The sequence below is a fragment of the Nocardia sp. JW2 genome (assembly GCF_051843015.1).
Lineage (GTDB): Bacteria > Actinomycetota > Actinomycetes > Mycobacteriales > Mycobacteriaceae > Nocardia > Nocardia coubleae.
Window position 1 is genome coordinate 47,648 of the sequence record NZ_JBPXLK010000003.1, and the last position, 14,633, is coordinate 62,280.

16 protein-coding genes and 1 other RNA gene are annotated in these 14,633 nt (G+C 69.2%); 8 read left to right on the plus strand and 9 right to left on the minus strand.

From position 1 onward, the window contains the following. Positions 1–19: 19 nt before the first annotated feature. An RNA gene (rnpB, locus tag ACSVDM_RS05470) (RNase P RNA component class A) lies at positions 20–429 on the minus strand. Positions 430–465: 36 nt separating this feature from the next. Here rnpB and ACSVDM_RS05475 point away from each other — a divergent pair. Then, the gene (locus tag ACSVDM_RS05475; protein WP_067487303.1) at positions 466–1,353 is read left to right on the plus strand and encodes an alpha/beta hydrolase; all 888 of its coding nucleotides are present in this window, start codon (positions 466–468) and stop codon (positions 1,351–1,353) included. Between the two features lie 48 nt (positions 1,354–1,401). Here the strand turns inward: ACSVDM_RS05475 and ACSVDM_RS05480 are convergent, their stop codons facing one another. Next, on the minus strand, positions 1,402–1,791 hold the full coding sequence (locus ACSVDM_RS05480) for a hypothetical protein (protein WP_439263309.1): 390 nt from the start codon (positions 1,789–1,791) through the stop codon (positions 1,402–1,404). A gap of 111 nt (positions 1,792–1,902) precedes the next feature. On the opposite strand from ACSVDM_RS05480, the gene ACSVDM_RS05485 reads away from it, so the two are divergent. After that, positions 1,903–2,688 carry a helix-turn-helix domain-containing protein gene (locus ACSVDM_RS05485; protein WP_439263311.1) on the plus strand — a complete coding sequence of 262 codons (786 nt, stop codon included), beginning with the start codon at positions 1,903–1,905 and terminating at the stop codon, positions 2,686–2,688. Between the two features lie 33 nt (positions 2,689–2,721). Here the strand turns inward: ACSVDM_RS05485 and ACSVDM_RS05490 are convergent, their stop codons facing one another. The 3 genes from ACSVDM_RS05490 to ACSVDM_RS05500 form a co-directional block, all read right to left on the minus strand. Further along, entirely contained in the window at positions 2,722–3,426 is a 705-nt protein-coding gene (locus ACSVDM_RS05490; RefSeq protein ID WP_243749924.1) for a S1 family peptidase, read from the minus strand. A 98-nt stretch (positions 3,427–3,524) separates the two neighbouring features. Continuing rightward, positions 3,525–4,847 (minus strand): bifunctional RNase H/acid phosphatase, encoded by a 1,323-nt coding sequence (locus ACSVDM_RS05495; protein ID WP_439263747.1) that lies wholly within the window; start codon positions 4,845–4,847, stop codon positions 3,525–3,527. A gap of 17 nt (positions 4,848–4,864) precedes the next feature. After that, positions 4,865–5,602 carry a zinc ribbon domain-containing protein gene (locus ACSVDM_RS05500; RefSeq protein WP_067642208.1) on the minus strand — a complete coding sequence of 246 codons (738 nt, stop codon included), beginning with the start codon at positions 5,600–5,602 and terminating at the stop codon, positions 4,865–4,867. A 73-nt stretch (positions 5,603–5,675) separates the two neighbouring features. On the opposite strand from ACSVDM_RS05500, the gene ACSVDM_RS05505 reads away from it, so the two are divergent. Next, a complete protein-coding gene (locus tag ACSVDM_RS05505; RefSeq protein ID WP_439263313.1) occupies positions 5,676–5,963 on the plus strand; it encodes a hypothetical protein in 288 nt (95 codons plus the stop codon). A 1-nt stretch (position 5,964) separates the two neighbouring features. Here the strand turns inward: ACSVDM_RS05505 and ACSVDM_RS05510 are convergent, their stop codons facing one another. Both ACSVDM_RS05510 and ACSVDM_RS05515 read right to left on the minus strand, forming a co-directional pair. Then, a complete protein-coding gene (locus tag ACSVDM_RS05510; RefSeq protein WP_439263315.1) occupies positions 5,965–7,080 on the minus strand; it encodes a Nif3-like dinuclear metal center hexameric protein in 1,116 nt (371 codons plus the stop codon). Positions 7,081–7,207: 127 nt separating this feature from the next. Continuing rightward, complete coding sequence (locus tag ACSVDM_RS05515) at positions 7,208–8,479, minus strand: pyridoxal phosphate-dependent aminotransferase (RefSeq protein WP_439263317.1); 1,272 nt, start codon at positions 8,477–8,479, stop codon at positions 7,208–7,210. Between the two features lie 52 nt (positions 8,480–8,531). Here ACSVDM_RS05515 and ACSVDM_RS05520 point away from each other — a divergent pair, with 52 nt between their 5' ends. Together ACSVDM_RS05520 and ACSVDM_RS05525 are read left to right on the plus strand one after the other, a co-directional pair. Beyond that, entirely contained in the window at positions 8,532–9,026 is a 495-nt protein-coding gene (locus ACSVDM_RS05520; protein WP_439263319.1) for a low molecular weight protein-tyrosine-phosphatase, read from the plus strand. Continuing rightward, positions 9,026–9,883, plus strand: a complete 858-nt coding sequence (locus ACSVDM_RS05525) for an SURF1 family cytochrome oxidase biogenesis protein (RefSeq protein WP_439263320.1) — start codon at positions 9,026–9,028, stop codon at positions 9,881–9,883. The genes ACSVDM_RS05520 and ACSVDM_RS05525 overlap by 1 nt, the downstream gene beginning before the upstream one ends. 3 nt (positions 9,884–9,886) lie before the next feature. On the opposite strand, the gene ACSVDM_RS05530 is transcribed toward ACSVDM_RS05525, so the two are convergent. Continuing rightward, complete coding sequence (locus ACSVDM_RS05530; protein WP_439263322.1) at positions 9,887–10,804, minus strand: cobalamin biosynthesis protein; 918 nt, start codon at positions 10,802–10,804, stop codon at positions 9,887–9,889. Positions 10,805–10,914: 110 nt separating this feature from the next. Between ACSVDM_RS05530 and sigJ the strand changes: the two genes are divergently transcribed. From sigJ to ACSVDM_RS05545, 3 genes are all read left to right on the plus strand, one after another. Next, positions 10,915–11,853, plus strand: a complete 939-nt coding sequence (gene sigJ / locus ACSVDM_RS05535; RefSeq protein ID WP_067487275.1) for an RNA polymerase sigma factor SigJ — start codon at positions 10,915–10,917, stop codon at positions 11,851–11,853. A 128-nt stretch (positions 11,854–11,981) separates the two neighbouring features. Then, positions 11,982–12,842 carry an SDR family NAD(P)-dependent oxidoreductase gene (locus ACSVDM_RS05540; RefSeq protein ID WP_439263324.1) on the plus strand — a complete coding sequence of 287 codons (861 nt, stop codon included), beginning with the start codon at positions 11,982–11,984 and terminating at the stop codon, positions 12,840–12,842. A 52-nt stretch (positions 12,843–12,894) separates the two neighbouring features. Continuing rightward, on the plus strand, positions 12,895–13,389 hold the full coding sequence (locus ACSVDM_RS05545) for a nuclear transport factor 2 family protein (protein ID WP_439263326.1): 495 nt from the start codon (positions 12,895–12,897) through the stop codon (positions 13,387–13,389). Here ACSVDM_RS05545 and ald read toward each other — a convergent pair. Further along, on the minus strand, positions 13,386–14,498 hold the full coding sequence (gene ald / locus ACSVDM_RS05550; RefSeq protein ID WP_439263328.1) for an alanine dehydrogenase: 1,113 nt from the start codon (positions 14,496–14,498) through the stop codon (positions 13,386–13,388). The genes ACSVDM_RS05545 and ald overlap by 4 nt on opposite strands. Between the last annotated feature and the right edge of the window lie 135 nt (positions 14,499–14,633).

The following is a 14,633-nucleotide window of genomic DNA, read 5'->3' on the forward strand; positions in this document are numbered from 1 at the left end:
GCCTTCGTCGTTTCCTGGGCGGGCGAGCCGGCCTGTAAGCCGGATCCTGTCCCCGGCTCGCGCCGGGTGGCGACCATCCATCTGGACACACCGTCGCCGGGTGCCTCGAGCGGTCCACCCGCAGGCTCGGGCGAGCAGCCCTCGAACACCTGCGCAGCCGCACCGTCGCCGGTGCGGCCTTCGACCTTGCTCCGGGCGGGGTTTACCTAGCCGCCCCGGTCACCCGGGGCGCTGGTGCGCTCTTACCGCACCGTTTCACCCTTACCGCACGTTGAGCGTGCGGCGGTTTGTTTTCTGTGGCACTGTCCCGCGGGTCACCCCGGGTTGCCGTTAACAACCGCCCTGCTCTGTGGAGTCCGGACTTTCCTCGGTGGCGGGCGGCGACACCGATGTGCCCGTTCCCGTCACCGCGGTCGCCCGGCCGACTCGTCCGCTCCGCCATGGTACTCGGTACGGTTATCAGTCATGGAACGTGTCGACGTCAGTTTCCCATCGGGTGACCAGCAATGCGCCGCATGGCTCTACCTCCCCGATGGTGCGCCGAGGCCGCGCCCGCTGGTGATCATGGGACACGGGCTGGGGGCGACCCGCGAGATGGGGTTGGATCGGTATGCGCGACGGTTCGTCGCGGCGGGAATGGGGGTGCTGGCCTTCGACTATCGGCATTTCGGCGCCAGTGAGGGTGCGCCCCGCCAGGTGCTCAATATCGCCAGGCAGCGTCAGGACTGGAAGGCCGCGATCGCGTACGCGCGCAGCATTCGCGGCTTCGACGCCACCCGGATCGCGTTGTGGGGCACGTCCTTCGGTGGCGGTCATGTGCTCTCCGTCGCTCCCGACGACGACTATCTGGCGGCCGTGGTCGCCCAGGTGCCGTTCACCAGCGGCTGGGCGTCGGCGCGGGCCAAGGGACCGATCAGCCTGACCAAGGTGGCGACCGTCGCCATGACCGATCTGCTCTTCGGTCCGTTGCGCCGCAAGCCGATTCGCATCCGCCTGGCAGGCCGCAAACGCGCCGCCGCCCTGATGAGTGCCTCCGATGTGCCCGAGGGCTTCGGCAGGCTCGCCGAGGAGAGCCCGACCTACGATCCCAAAGTCGGTGCGCGCGTGGCTTTCTCCACCCTGTTCGACGCCCCCGGCCGACGCGCCAAGTCGCTGAAGGTCCCCGTGCTGTACACGATCGCCGAGAACGATTCCGTCGCACCGTCCGGCCCCACCCGCAAGGCCGCCGCACGCACCAAACACGCGGTGGTCAAGGAATACCCGGTCGGCCACTTCGACGTGTACTTCGACGACGTCTTCGAACAGGTCGTGCGCGACCAGACCGACTTCCTGGTATCGATCCTGCGCCCCTGATCACGCGGGCACCCGTCTGCGCGCCGAGCAGGATGGCGTAGGTGTGGCTCAGCGGGTGGCCTGCCGCAGGCCCGCGTATTCGAGGGCGGCGAAGAGCGCTACCAGGGCAGCACCGGCGGCGAAGAAGGCGATGCCGAGGCCGGTGAGGTCGAGGATGCCCGCGGCGGTGAAGGCGGTCATGGCGAGCGCCGACGCTGCGTTGACGGCGGCGACGGGGCGGGCGTAGCGGTGTGGATCGCGGACGGCGAACGTCAGGATGGTGGCGCCGCCGGTGATCATCACCGCGCCGAACAGTAGGCCGAAGGGGGTGGGTAGGCCGAGCGGGTCGCGCAGCAGCGGTGCCGTCAGCGCCAGGGCGGCGCCGAACAGCGCTGTGCTCCAACCGTCCACACGTAAGACGGTCGGTAGCAGGGTGCGGCGGCTGGTGATCGTGGTCATCGTTGTGCTCCTGTTCCTTGGTCGCAGAACAACAGTGCGCAGGTGTGGTCATCGCCGCAATGACCTCACAGGTCATGGTGCCGCTGCCGGCGTGGCGGATAGGGTCGGGTGGTGGTGGAGGCGCGGATCGGTTCGCTGGTGCGGGAGTGGCGGCAACGGCGCAAGCTGAGTCAGCTCGATCTGGCATTGGTGGCCGATACTTCGGCGCGGCACCTGTCGTATGTGGAGACGGGGCGATCGCAGCCGAGCCGGGCGATGGTGCTCCGGTTGTGCGAGGCGCTGGAAGTACCCCTGCGGGAACGGAATACGTTGTTGCTGGCGGCCGGGTTCGCCCCCGCCTACCGGGAGTCGCGGCTCGATGACGCCGAACTCGCGGCCGCGCGAACCGCGATCGACACCATGCTGCGCGCGCACGAACCGTATCCGGCGGTGGTCGTGGACCGGTGGTGGGATGTGGTGGCGGGCAATGCCGCCATGCCACTGCTGATGAGCGGAGTGCCCGAGCACCTGCTGCTCCCCCGGCCCAATGTCTACCGGCTGGTGCTGCACCCCGACGGTCTCGCCGGGCGCTTGGAGAACCTGCACCAGGTCAGGGAACTGTTCCTCGAACGTCTGCTGCGTCAGGCCGAGTCGACCGGCGACGCACGACTACGCGCGCTCTACGACGAGGTGAACGACTATGCGGCACCGCGGGATTCGCCGGGCAGACCCGAACCGACGGGCCCGTTCCAGGTGCCGATCCGCATCACCAGCCCGGCGGGCACGCTGTCGATGTTCTCCACCATGGCCACCTTCGGCGCACCGGCCGACGTGACCCTGTCGGAGCTGGCCGTCGAGTTCTTCTACCCGCTCGACGACTTCACCGCCGCCGTCATGAAACAGGGCGCAGCATCGTGACGATGCTGCGCCCCTGAGTGTTTCGTGCGGCGATCAGATCGGCTGGAAGCCCGCGCCGACCCCACCCGCGCGATTCACCACGTCGAGGATCACCTCGATCGGCTGGAAGTAGGCGGGCGAGTGGATCGGGTTGGCGCCGTTGGTGCAGGGCACGTCGAAGTCCACGGGGCCGAGGCCGGTGAGCCGGCCCTGGTTCATGCCGACGAGCCGGTCACCGACAACGACCGGACCACCGGAATCGCCCGGCTGCGAGCAGTACTGGTTGATCGAGTTGCCCTCGAGCTCACCCCACACCACACCGCAGCTGCGGCCGCTGGTCCGCCCGTCGGAGCACACGGTGGAGCCCGGCGCGGGTGCGGGGCCAAGGCCTGCCACGGTGGTCTGACCGATCGTGCGCGTGGGCACCACCTTGGACGCGTCCAGTTGCAGCACAGCGAAATCCAGGTAGTCACCGTCGTCGGAGAAGGCGACGGTACCGATCACGCCGGCGTGCAGCGCCTGCTCCGCGCCGACCTTGGCACCGGTCGACGCGCAGTGCCCGGCGGTGAGACCGACCAGCCGGCCCGCGTTGTCGTGGCCGATGGCCGTGAGCGAGCAGCCGGAGTTGTTGTCGAAGACGATGCCCGAACCGGCACCGAGCACCACGCTCGGATCAGCCGACACGCTGCCTACACCGGCAGACGTGGTGAGCGCCCCCGCGATGGCCGCCGCGAACGCCGCCATCCGTAGAAACTTCATCAAGTACCTTTCTCCACGGCCGCGACCGGCTATGCGTCGACGTGACGCGCATCGCGAACCCGGGCGACCGTACCGCGCCCGGGTGACACGGGGCCACCTCAGAGATAGGAAGTGTCGTTGACCAGGCGCACCGAAGCGCCACCGTCGGGATAGAACTCGGCGATACACAGCGAAGCCAGGTCCAGATGCAACCGGTAGAGCAGCGACGGGCCCACCCCGAGCGCCAGCTGCAGCAAGGTCTTGATGGGGGTGACATGACTGACCACGACGACGTTCTCGCCGGGATACAGCGCCACCAGGTCGCGGCGCACACCCTCGATCCGTTCGCGCACCTGGTCGAAGCTCTCGCCACCGGGCGCGGGGATCGACGGGTCGCCCAGCCAGTCGGCGTGCAGCGCCGGATCGCGCTGTGCCGCTTCGGCGAAGGTGAGTCCTTCCCACTGGCCGAAATCGGTTTCGATGAGGCCGTCGAGAATGCGCAGGGGCACATCGAGTGCGGTAGCGGCGGCCTCGGCGGTCGAACGAGCCCGCTGCAACGGTGAGCTCACAACGGCGGCGATATCGCCTTTGGCGGCAAGCATTTTCGCGGCGCGATCGGCCTGTTCGCGGCCCAGTTCGGTGAGGGGCGGGTTGCCGCGGCCGGAGTAGCGGCGTTGCACCGACAGTTCGGTTTGACCGTGGCGCAACAAGAGCAGGCGGGTGGGACGGCCGATGGCGCCGGTCCAGCCCGGGGAATAGGTGGAAACCTTTTGGGCGGCAGGCGATTCCGTCTTGTCCGTGCCACCGACGACGATCTGCTCACCTGTCGGCGTCACAGCCACCTGCTCGCCCGTCGGTGTGACAGCGGCCTTGTCGCCGGCCGGGGTCACGGTTACGCCCGAAGTAGTCGATGCGTCGTCGCCGGCGACGACGCTCGGCTCCACCTCGGCCGCGGTTCGATCATCCGCCGCATCGAGGGCGACCTGATCTCCCGGCGTGTAGCCCGCGGCGAGAGACTCGCGGACGGTGCCGACGAGGGCGCCGTCGTCCATCGCCTCGTTCGCCAGCCGGTCGGCGTGGGAGTTCTCGGCGCGCGGGATCCAGGTGAAACTCACCCGGTCGAAACCGGCGACCAGCCGACGTGCCTGCTCGGCGAGCGGAATCATGGAGGCATGCTTGATCTTCCAGCGGCCCGACATCTGTTCGACGACGAGCTTGGAGTCCATGCGCACCGTCACCACCCGCGCACCGAGTTCGGTCGCGGCTTCCAAACCCGCGATCAGCCCCCGGTATTCGGCCACATTGTTGGTGGTGACGCCGACATATTCCTTGCGTTCGGCCAGTACGCGCACATGGTCGTCGGCGAAGACGACCGCGCCGTAACCGGCCGGGCCGGGATTGCCGCGTGAGCCACCGTCGGCTTCGACGATCACCTCACGCACACCAACCGGCCCAGCGCTCACAGCCCGGATTCCTTGGTGCGCACCATGATCGCGCCGCATTCGGGGCAGCGGACCACCGCGTCGGGTGCGGCCTTGGCGATGCGCTGCATCTCACCGCGGTCGATCTCGATACGGCAGGCACCGCAGCGGCGGGCCTGCAGCAGGGCGGCACCGACACCGTGGGCGGCGCGCTGCTTGTCGTAGACGGCGAGCAGTTCGCCGGGGAACAGGCCGATCAGGGCGGCGCGGTCGTTCTCGCACCGTTGCTGCGCGACCTCCAGGTCGGCCATCGCCTCGTCGCGCAGGCGTTCGGCGTCGGCCAGGTCCTGATCGGCCTTGCTGAGCCGGGCACCGGCGTGGTCGTGGTCGGCGGCCATCGCCTCACGCTGCTCCATCACGGTCAGCAGTTCGTCCTCGAGGACGGCGCGACGGCGTTCCAGGCTGCCCAGTTCGTGCTGGAGTTCGGAGAGCTGTTTGGCGGCGACGGAGCCCGAGGTGAGCATGGCGCGGTCGCGGTCCTCACGCTTGCGCACCGCCTCGACCTCACCCTCGAGTTTGCGGATGTCACGATCCAGGTCGTCGATGCCGATCTCGACCGCGACCGCGGCGTCCTTGTAGCCGTTGCGTTCGGCCGCCAGCCGCGCGACCTCCTGCTGCTCGGGCAGCGCGGTGCGCCGGTGCGCGATCCGCGTCAGCTCGGCATCGACAGCGGCGAGCTGCAACAGCTTGGACTGGACCGACGGTTCGACATTCAACGGGCACGAACTCCTGAACACGGTGGACGGATGGATCGATCAACCGTACCGCGCCGCACGAGGCGAACACGCCATGACCCGGATCCGCGACCGAGCGGAACCGAATGTCATCTACTTCGGTCTCGCCCTGACCCCGCTGATGATCGGCATCGCGTGGATGACGATCCACGCGTCGGCGTTCGCGTTCCTGACCTGTGTCATCTCCGCGCTGGTGATCCTTCCGCTCGCGTTGTTCGCGGAGCAGGCGGTTTTCGTGAAGGACGAGCGATACCTCGAGGCCGAGCCGGCGCCGGACGGGAGCCGGTTGACCGTGCAGGCGCACCCGAATTTCGTGGCCGCGTGGGGGCAGCGGGTGCGGTGACTCAGCCGGTGACCGTCCACGGATCCGTGCGGAGGGTCGACACGCGGGTGGTGAGGCCGGGCAGCGCCCCGGTGACGACGGATTCGGCCTGGGCGCACCACGGGAATTCAGTAGCCCAGTGGGCGGCGTCGACGAGGGCGGGCCCGCCTCGGCGGAGGTGTTCGTCGACGGGGTGGTGGCGCAGGTCGGAGGTGAGGTAGGCGTCGACGCCCGCGCGGATGGCGGCGTCGAGGTAGGAGTCGCCGGCACCGCCGCAGACAGCCACCCGTTTGATCGTCCGGTCCGGATCGCCCGCGGCTCGCACGCCCCAGACGGTGCGCGGTAGGCCGTTGCCCACGCGGGCGGTGAACTCGCGCAGTGTCTCGGGTTCGGAGAGTTCACCGATGCGGCCGATGCCGAGGGACGACGGCAGAGGTGCGCGTTCGGTGACGTGGTAGGCCGGTTCCTCGTAGGGGTGGGCGGCACGCAGAGCCGCAAGGACAGCGGTGCGCGCGGACGGCGCCGCGACCACCTCGACCGCGTCCTCGGTGACGGTCTCGACGGTTCCGACCGCGCCGATGGCCGGGTTCGCGCCGTCGACCGGCAGGAACTGGCCGGTGCCGGAGGTGTACCAGGCTGCCTCGCGGTAGTCGCCGATCGCGCCCGCGCCGGCCGCGAACAGTGCCGACATCAGGGCGGCGGTGTGCGTCTGCGGCACCTGGATGACCCACTTGTCCATCGGGGCAACCGGTTTGGGGTCGAGCGGGCTCGTGACGGTGAGGCCGACTGCTGCGGCGAGCGCGTCGGAGACGCCGGGGTCGGCGGAATCTGCGTTGGTGTGCGCGGAGAACAGTGCGCAGTCGGAGCGGATCAGCCGGTGCAGCAGGGCGCCTTTCGGTGTATTCGCGGCCACGGTGTCGACACCGCGCAACAGCAGCGGGTGGTGTACGACCAAAGCCTGTGCGCCCCAAGCGATCGCCTCGTCGACGACGGCGGCGGTGGCGTCTACGGCGAACAGCACCTTCGAAACCTCTTGCGCCGGATCACCACACACCAGACCAACCGAATCCCACGATTCGGCCAGTTTCGGTGGGTACGCCGCGTCGAGCACCCCGATCAGTTCGGCCAGGTCGGTCACCGCTGCCTCCTTCGCTCCGCTGAGACCTGCGCCGTCGTGGGCAGGTTCGACACTCGTATCATGTTGGGCCACTGCGTTTCCGGCCATCGGGCGCCGGCCCGGCCTCGAAGGCCCTGCGGAACACGCATCACCACAGCGCGGCCCGCAACTCATCGACCAGCTGGTCCACCTCGTCGCGCCCGCGCACGGCGACACGCAAATGGTCGGGGCCGAGGCCCGGGAAGGTGTCGGCGCGGCGGACGGCGATTCCACGGTCGGCGAGATGTTTGCGGATCAGCGCACCGTCGGTAACGCGCAGGAGCAGGAACGGGCCGGTCGCCGGAGTGTGCACGTCGATGCCCAGGGCTATGAGGCGGTCGATCATGACGTCGCGGTCGGTCGCGATGCGATGGGCGAGGCGACGGGATTCGGCGACGGCGGCGGGTTCGGCGGTGGCGCGGATCGCCTCGAGCTGCAGGGTGCCCAGCGGCCAGTGCGGGCGTCCCTCGGTCAGCCGGGCCAGCACCTCGGGAGCACCGAGTGCATAGCCGCAGCGCAGACCGGCGAGCGCCCATGTCTTGGTGAGACTGCGCAGCACCAAGACGTCCGGTGCGCTCAGCCCGGCCAGCGACTCGGGTTCACCACTGATGTCCTTCGGACGTACCGCACCGGGAGCAGCCGCGACATCCACGCGCGGGATCGCAGCACCACCAGCATCCGCACCCAGAGTCGCAGCACCACCAGCATCCACACGCAGGGCCGCAGCAGCGTCGGCGTCCGTGCCCAGGGCCGCGGCGCCACCTGCCTCTACACGCTGGGTCGCAGCGCCACCGGCCCCGGGTCGTGCTGTCGGCGAACCCTCCGACGCTCGGAGACAGGCGACCGCGTCGGCGAAGGCTTCGTCGACGACGAGGACGCGGCCGGGGCGGCGCAGGGCCTGGATGGTTTCGGCGGGGTGCAGGATCGAGGTCGGGTTGGTGGGGTTGCCCAGGACGACCAGGTCGGCTTCTTCCGGCACCTGGCCGGGGTCGAGGGTGTAGGGGCGTTCGAGGACGACGCGGGTCACCGGTACGCCTGCCTCACGCAGCGCCAGTTCCGGCTCGGTGAAGGACGGGTGGACCACGGCGGCCAGGCGGGGGCGCAGGCGGGGCAGCATCGCGAAGCCTTCGGCGGCGCCTGCCAGCAGCAGGACCTCGTCGGGGGTGCGGCCGTGGCGGGCGGCGACGGCTGTGCGGGCGGCGAGTTCCTCGCCTGCGTCGGGGTAGCGGCCGAGGTCGGTGAGGCGGGCGGTGAGGCGGTCGCGTAGCCAGACGGGTGGGGCGGTGCCCTGGACGTTCACCGCGAAATCGAGCATGCCCGGGCGCGCTTCCACGTCGCCGTGGTGGCGCAGCATCGCGGGGTCGACCGAGTCCTCGAACACAACTGAACACCCTACGTGGCGCCGCCGCGGCCCTACCGGCGACAATGGTGCCGTGGGAGAGCTGCACGTGACCTTCGTCTGCACAGGGAACATCTGCCGGTCGCCGATGGCGGCGAAGATGTTCGAAGCGCATCTGTACCGTGCCGGTCTGGCGAACCGGGTGCGGGTGAGCAGCGCGGGCACCGGATCGTGGCATGTCGGTGACCCCGCCGACCCGCGTACCGCCGCCACCCTGCGCCGCGCCGGTTACGCCGCCGAACACATCGCCGCCACCTTCGGCGACGAGCATCGCGACGCCGACCTGATCGTGGTGCTCGACACCAGCCACGACCGGGAACTCGCCCACCGAGGCGTCCCCACCGAACAGCGCAGGCTGCTGCGCAGCTTCGACCCCGCCGCCGACGGTGTCGACGTGCCCGACCCGTACTACGGCGACCAGACCGACTTCGACCTGGTCCGCGACCAGATCGAGGCCGCGGTCCCCGGCCTGCTCGACTGGGTGCGCGCCGAGCTCGAGGCCCGCGACCCGGCCGCCGCGCGACGCTGATGCGCAAACTCACCTTTCTGCTGCGGCCGAGCTGGCTGATTCTGGCGCTCGTCGTCGTCGCGTTCGCCTACCTGTGTTTCACGATTCTCGCGCCTTGGCAGCTGAACAAGAACAGCAGCACCGAGCACCGCAATCAGCTGATCGCCGACTCGGTGCAAGCCGATCCGGTGGCTGTTACCGACATCCTCGCCGGTGATCCCGGTACTCATACCGAGTGGCGGAAGGTGATCGCCACTGGCACCTTCCTGCCGGATTCGACGGTGCTCGTCCGGTTGCGCCACCTGGATGGTGCGCCGGGATACGCGGTTCTCGCGGCGTTCCGGCTCGATGACGGTCGTACTCTGCTCGTCGACCGTGGTCTGGTCGCGGCTGTCGACGGGACGCGGCCGCCTGCGATTGCCGAGCCGCCGGGCGGGGCGCAGCGGATCGAGGCGCGAGTGCGGGCTTCCGAAGGGGTCGTTCCCGATAAGGTGCCGAGCACGCAGGACGGGTTCCGGCAGGTGTACACGGTCGATACGACTCAGGAATCCACCGTTCTCGGTATCCCGCTGACGCCGATTCCTACCGGTACCGACAAGGGCGGTTATCTTCAGCTTGCCGAGGGGCAGCCGGGGGCGTTCACGCCCGTTCCCCTCCCCCAACTGGATGCGGGTCCCTACCTCTCCTACGGCCTTCAATGGCTGGCTTTCGGTGTGATGGCTCCGCTCGGGCTCGGGTATTTCGTGTTCGCCGAAATGCGGGCTCGCCGTCGTGAGCGTGGCGAGGTCGGAGCCGAGGTGACCGATCAGCCTGATTCGACTTCCGAGGAGACCACAACGGAAGCACGTCTCGCTGATCGGTACGGCCGCACTCGCTGACGCTCACCTACGCAGCAATGCCAGCGCGGCGCTGACTGCTACGGCTCCGATCTGTACTGCTTCCGACATGCGGACGGCTCTGCGGAGATCTTCGGTTTCGGGGGCGCGCCCGGTCCCCAGTGTCGGGCGTAGTTCCGCTCCGTAGCGGTACTGGGTGCGGCCTCCGAGTCGGACCCCGAGGGCGCCTGCCATCGATGCCTCGACAACACCGGCGTTGGGGCTCGGATGTTTGCGCGCGTCCTGGCGCCAGGCTTGCCAGGACTGGCCGGGGGTTCCGCCGACGAGCGGCGCCAGCACCACCGTGAGCAGTCCGGTCACCCGCGCGGGGACGAGATTCGCCACATCGTCGGTGCGGGCGGCTGCCCAGCCGAAGCGCAGGTAGCGCTCGTTGCGGTAGCCGATCATCGCGTCGAGCGTGTTGACCGCTCGATATCCGAGCAACCCGGGTACTCCGGCCACAGCACCCCACAGCAGCGGTGCGACGGTGGCGTCGGAGGTGTTCTCGGCGATGGATTCCAGTGCGGCGCGGGCCAATCCGTCGGCGTCGAGGACCGAGGGGTCGCGTCCGCACAGTGAGGGCAGCAGTTCGCGGGCGCCGTCGATATCGCCTGCGTCGAGTCGGTCGGCCATGTCGTGGCCGGCCCGGGCAAGACTGCGGCCTCCTAGAACCGTCCAGGTGGCGAGGGTTGTCGCGAGCAGGCCGCCGTGCGCGGCCACCGCAGCGAACGCGAGGACCGAGCCGACCGCCACGGTCTCGTGCAGGATTCCGGCGCGGTGGGTGTCGGCGTAGGTTCGCTGCTCCAATGCCGCTGCCGCCGTGCCGAATCCGGCTACCGGATGCCAGCGGCGTGGGTCGGCGAATACGCGGTCGAGTGCGAAACCGAGCAGCAGTCCCGCGGCGGTCGAAATCCCCTTGTGCACGGGGCGAGGTTAACCGGTGGGGCAGCGATGTCACACCGGATGCGTCTGCTTCGTCGTCTCCATGACAGCATCCTGGGCGACCGCCCACTCTCGACCGAACGGCTGGCACGATGACCGACACCGCGAACCTCGACCGCGCGGAACTGGCGCGACGCTTCGAGGAGCACCGCGCCTACCTGCGCAGGCTCGCCTACAGCACCCTCGGCAGCTTGGCCGACGCCGAGGACGTGGTGCAGGAGGCGTGGCTGCGGCTGCAGCGGCAGCACGAGGCGGGCAAGGCGGACGAGATCGACAATCTGCGCGCCTGGCTCACCACCGTGACGGGCAGGCTCGCCCTCGACCAGCTCGGGTCCGCGCGGGCCCGGCGCGAACAGTACGTCGGCGAGTGGTTGCCGGAACCGGAGGTCAGCACCATGGACGATCCAGCCGACCGCATCACCCAGGACGAACGGGTCACCACCGCACTGCTGGTCGTGCTCGAATCGCTCTCACCCGCCGAACGCACGGCCTTCGTACTCCAGGACGTGTTCGGGATGTCGGGTCCTGAGGTCGCCGAGGTGGTCGGGCGCACCCCGGCCGCGGTGCGTCAGCTGGCCTCGCGTGCCCGCAAGCACGTGGAGAGCGGCACGCCGCGATTCCCGGCGTCGCCCGCCGAACAGGAGAAGGTGGTTTCCGCGTTCGCCCTGGCCTGGCGCTCGGGCGACCTGAGTTCGTTGCTCGGCGTGCTGGACGAGAAGGTGGTGCTCACCGCCGACGGTGGCGGCAAGGTGCCCGCGATCCGCCAGCCGGTGCGCGGCGCCGAACTCATCGCCAAGATGCTGCTCGGCTGGTACCACGCACCGTCGGCGACCGATGCCTGGGGCCGTGCGGTGCTGGTCAACGGCGCACCGGGGCTGGTGGTGTTCGACGGCACCCACATCGGTGTCTTCTCGTTCGTCGTCGACGACGGGCGCATCGTCGCCATCAATGTGGTCCGCAACCCCGACAAGCTGCGCGACCTGCCGACCGAGGGCGCGCCCGACTGGTACATGGGCCGCGCCGAGGACTAGCCGTAGATGTGACAGCCGAGCCATTACCTTCCCGGCTACCGGGAAGATCTCTGTGCCCCCTCCGGCCGGTCCGGTTCAGTAATGGAACGTGTCGCACGGTGTGACCCGTCGGACAGCGTAGGGAGTCGATGGTGGGTTCGGAACGAATCGTGGTGGTGACCGGCGCGAGTCGCGGTGCGGGCAAAGGCATCGCGCTCGCGCTGGGGGAAACCGGAGCGACGGTCTACGTCACCGGGCGAACGCGGAACGAAGGCGATTCCCCACTGCCGGGCACGGTGTTCGCGACCGCCGAGGAGATCACCCGCCGCGGCGGCCACGGCGTGCCCGTCGTGCTCGACCATCGCGACGATGCCCAGGTCGAGTCCTTCTTCGCACGTCTTCGCGACGAGCACGGACGGCTCGACATCCTGGTCAACAACGCTCTCGCGGTACCCGACGGCCTGACCGAGAAAGGGCCGTTCTGGGAGAAGCCGCTCACCTTGCTCGACCTGCTGGATGTGGGTATGCGCTCGAGCTACGTCGCCACCTACTACGCCGCACCGCTGCTGGTGGCCAATGGCGCGGGCTTGGTCGTGAACACGTCGTCGTTCGGCGGCACCTGCTATATGCACGGGCCCGCTTACGGTGCGGGCAAGGCGGCGGTGGACAAAATGGCGCACGACATGGCCGTCGACTTCCGTCCGTGGAACGTGGCGGTCGTCTCGATCTGGATGGGTCTGCTCGCGACCGAGCGCACGCTGGCCGCGTTCGCCGCGAATCCGGGCGCCTACGACGGACTCGCCGCGACCGCCGAATCGCCGGAATTCACCGGTCGTGTCATCGATGCCCTCGCGCGCGATCCCAAGTTGATGGACCGTACCGGCCAGGTGCTCATCGGCGCCGAGATCGCGCGGGAACTCGGCGTCGAGGACACCCGGGGCCAGCACCCGCCTTCGCACCGGCCATTCCTCGGTAACCCTCCGGTGTTCTCCGACGCGGTCGTCGACTGACCTCGCGAACCCGACCATTCACTCATCACCTCCACACCCGGGCAGGCAACCGATGGATCTCGCACAACGCATCGACACCCTCGAACAGATCGAAGCGATCAAACAACTCAAGCACCGGTACTGGCGAGCCTGTGACAACAAGGACCCGAAGACGATGCGGGACTGCTTCATCCGGTCCGGCGCCGACCTGGACTACGGCCGAATCGGCACCTTCGACGACGCGGGGCCCCTGGTCGAGATCTTCACCCGCATCGCGTTGCACAAGGTCGACGGCAAACACGTCGTCCTCGACATGCATCACGGCATCCACCCCGACATCACCCTCACCGGGGAACGCACCGCGACAGGCCGGTGGACCCTGCGATTCCGCCAGGTCAATCTGATCGACAACACCGAGTTCGTCTCGACGGGCGACTACGACGACGACTACGTGATCGAGGACGGCCGCTGGAAGATGTCGCGCAGTCATTTCACGGAGCGCTGGTCGATCACCCGCCCGCTCCTGGCGGACTCCGTCATCACCGAGGGAACCTTCGCGGAGGCCTAGACCCCGAGCGAATACCCGTGCGCGGCGGCCACTTCCGCCGACAGCAACTTCCCGTCGACCGCGGTGAGCCCGGCCGACAACCCGGGATCAGCGGTGCACGCCCCACGCCAGCCGTTGTCGGCGACGGCCAGCGCATACGGCAGGGTGGCGTTCGTGAGCGCCACGGTGGAGGTGTGCGGGACCGCGCCGGGCATGTTCGCGACACAGTAGAACAGCGAATTACCCACGGGAAAGGTGGGATTCGCGTGCGTCGTCGGTCGGGTCGACTGGAAGCAACCGCCCTGGTCGACGGCGATGTCGACGAGTACCGACCCCGGCCGCATCCGCGCGACCAGCTCGTCGGACACCAGCTTCGGCGCCTTGGCGCCGGGCACGAGCACCGACCCGATCACCAGATCGGCGGCGAGCACGGCCTTTTCGATCTCGAGGGCGTGCGAGGCCAAGGTGCCGACCCGCCCGGCGAACCGGGCGTCGAGTTCCCGCAACCGGGCCAGATTCGTATCGAGCACGCTCACCCGCGCACCCATCCCCACCGCGACGCTCGCCGCGTTGGTGCCCGCCACGCCGCCGCCGAGCACCACCACGTCGGCGGGCCGAACCCCGGGCACGCCGCCGAGCAGCACGCCTTCCCCGCCCATCGGCGCCATCAGGTGATAGGCACCGACCTGGGCGCTGAGCTTGCCCGCCACCTCGCTCATCGGCGCGAGCAACGGCAACGAACCGTCGGCCGCCCGGACCGTCTCATAGGCGATGGCGGTGATCCCCGACGACAGGATCGCGTCGGTACAGTCCTTCGACGCGGCCAGATGCAGATACGTGAACAGCACCTGCTCACGCCGCATCAGCGAATACTCCTGCGCGATGGGTTCTTTCACCTTCAACACCAGATCGGACTCGGCCCACACCTGGTCGGCGCTTGCCGCGATCCGCGCACCGGCGGCCCGGTAGTCGTCGTCGGCGAAGCCCGAGCCGACACCCGCACCCGCCTGCACGAGCACCTCGTGCCCGTGGGCGGCGAGCTCCGCGGCACCGGCCGGAGTCAGCGCGACCCGGAATTCTTGCGGTTTTACCTCGGCCGGAACACCGGAAGTTACGCCCGTTGCCGTCATTCACCCAGACTAGATCCTGTTTCGGCGGGCCGCAGTCGAATCCGTCGCGTGTCCGGATCCCTCCCTCGCAGGCGCTGCGACCACCGGGCGGCGGCCCACCGCGCCCGGCGCCGGAGCCCAGCGCGATAATCGCCG

Excerpts from the sequence above, each read along its gene's own strand:
- ACSVDM_RS05475 (WP_067487303.1), top strand. The coding sequence starts at position 466 with ATGGAACGTGTCGACGTCAGTTTCCCATCGGGTGACCAGCAATGCGCC.
- ACSVDM_RS05480 (WP_439263309.1), bottom strand. The coding sequence starts at position 1,791 with ATGACCACGATCACCAGCCGCCGCACCCTGCTACCGACCGTCTTACGT.
- ACSVDM_RS05490 (WP_243749924.1), bottom strand. The coding sequence starts at position 3,426 with ATGAAGTTTCTACGGATGGCGGCGTTCGCGGCGGCCATCGCGGGGGCG.
- ACSVDM_RS05505 (WP_439263313.1), top strand. The coding sequence starts at position 5,676 with ATGACCCGGATCCGCGACCGAGCGGAACCGAATGTCATCTACTTCGGT.
- ACSVDM_RS05525 (WP_439263320.1), top strand. The coding sequence starts at position 9,026 with ATGCGCAAACTCACCTTTCTGCTGCGGCCGAGCTGGCTGATTCTGGCG.
- sigJ (WP_067487275.1), top strand. The coding sequence starts at position 10,915 with ATGACCGACACCGCGAACCTCGACCGCGCGGAACTGGCGCGACGCTTC.
- ACSVDM_RS05540 (WP_439263324.1), top strand. The coding sequence starts at position 11,982 with ATGGTGGGTTCGGAACGAATCGTGGTGGTGACCGGCGCGAGTCGCGGT.
- ACSVDM_RS05545 (WP_439263326.1), top strand. The coding sequence starts at position 12,895 with ATGGATCTCGCACAACGCATCGACACCCTCGAACAGATCGAAGCGATC.
- ald (WP_439263328.1), bottom strand. The coding sequence starts at position 14,498 with ATGACGGCAACGGGCGTAACTTCCGGTGTTCCGGCCGAGGTAAAACCG.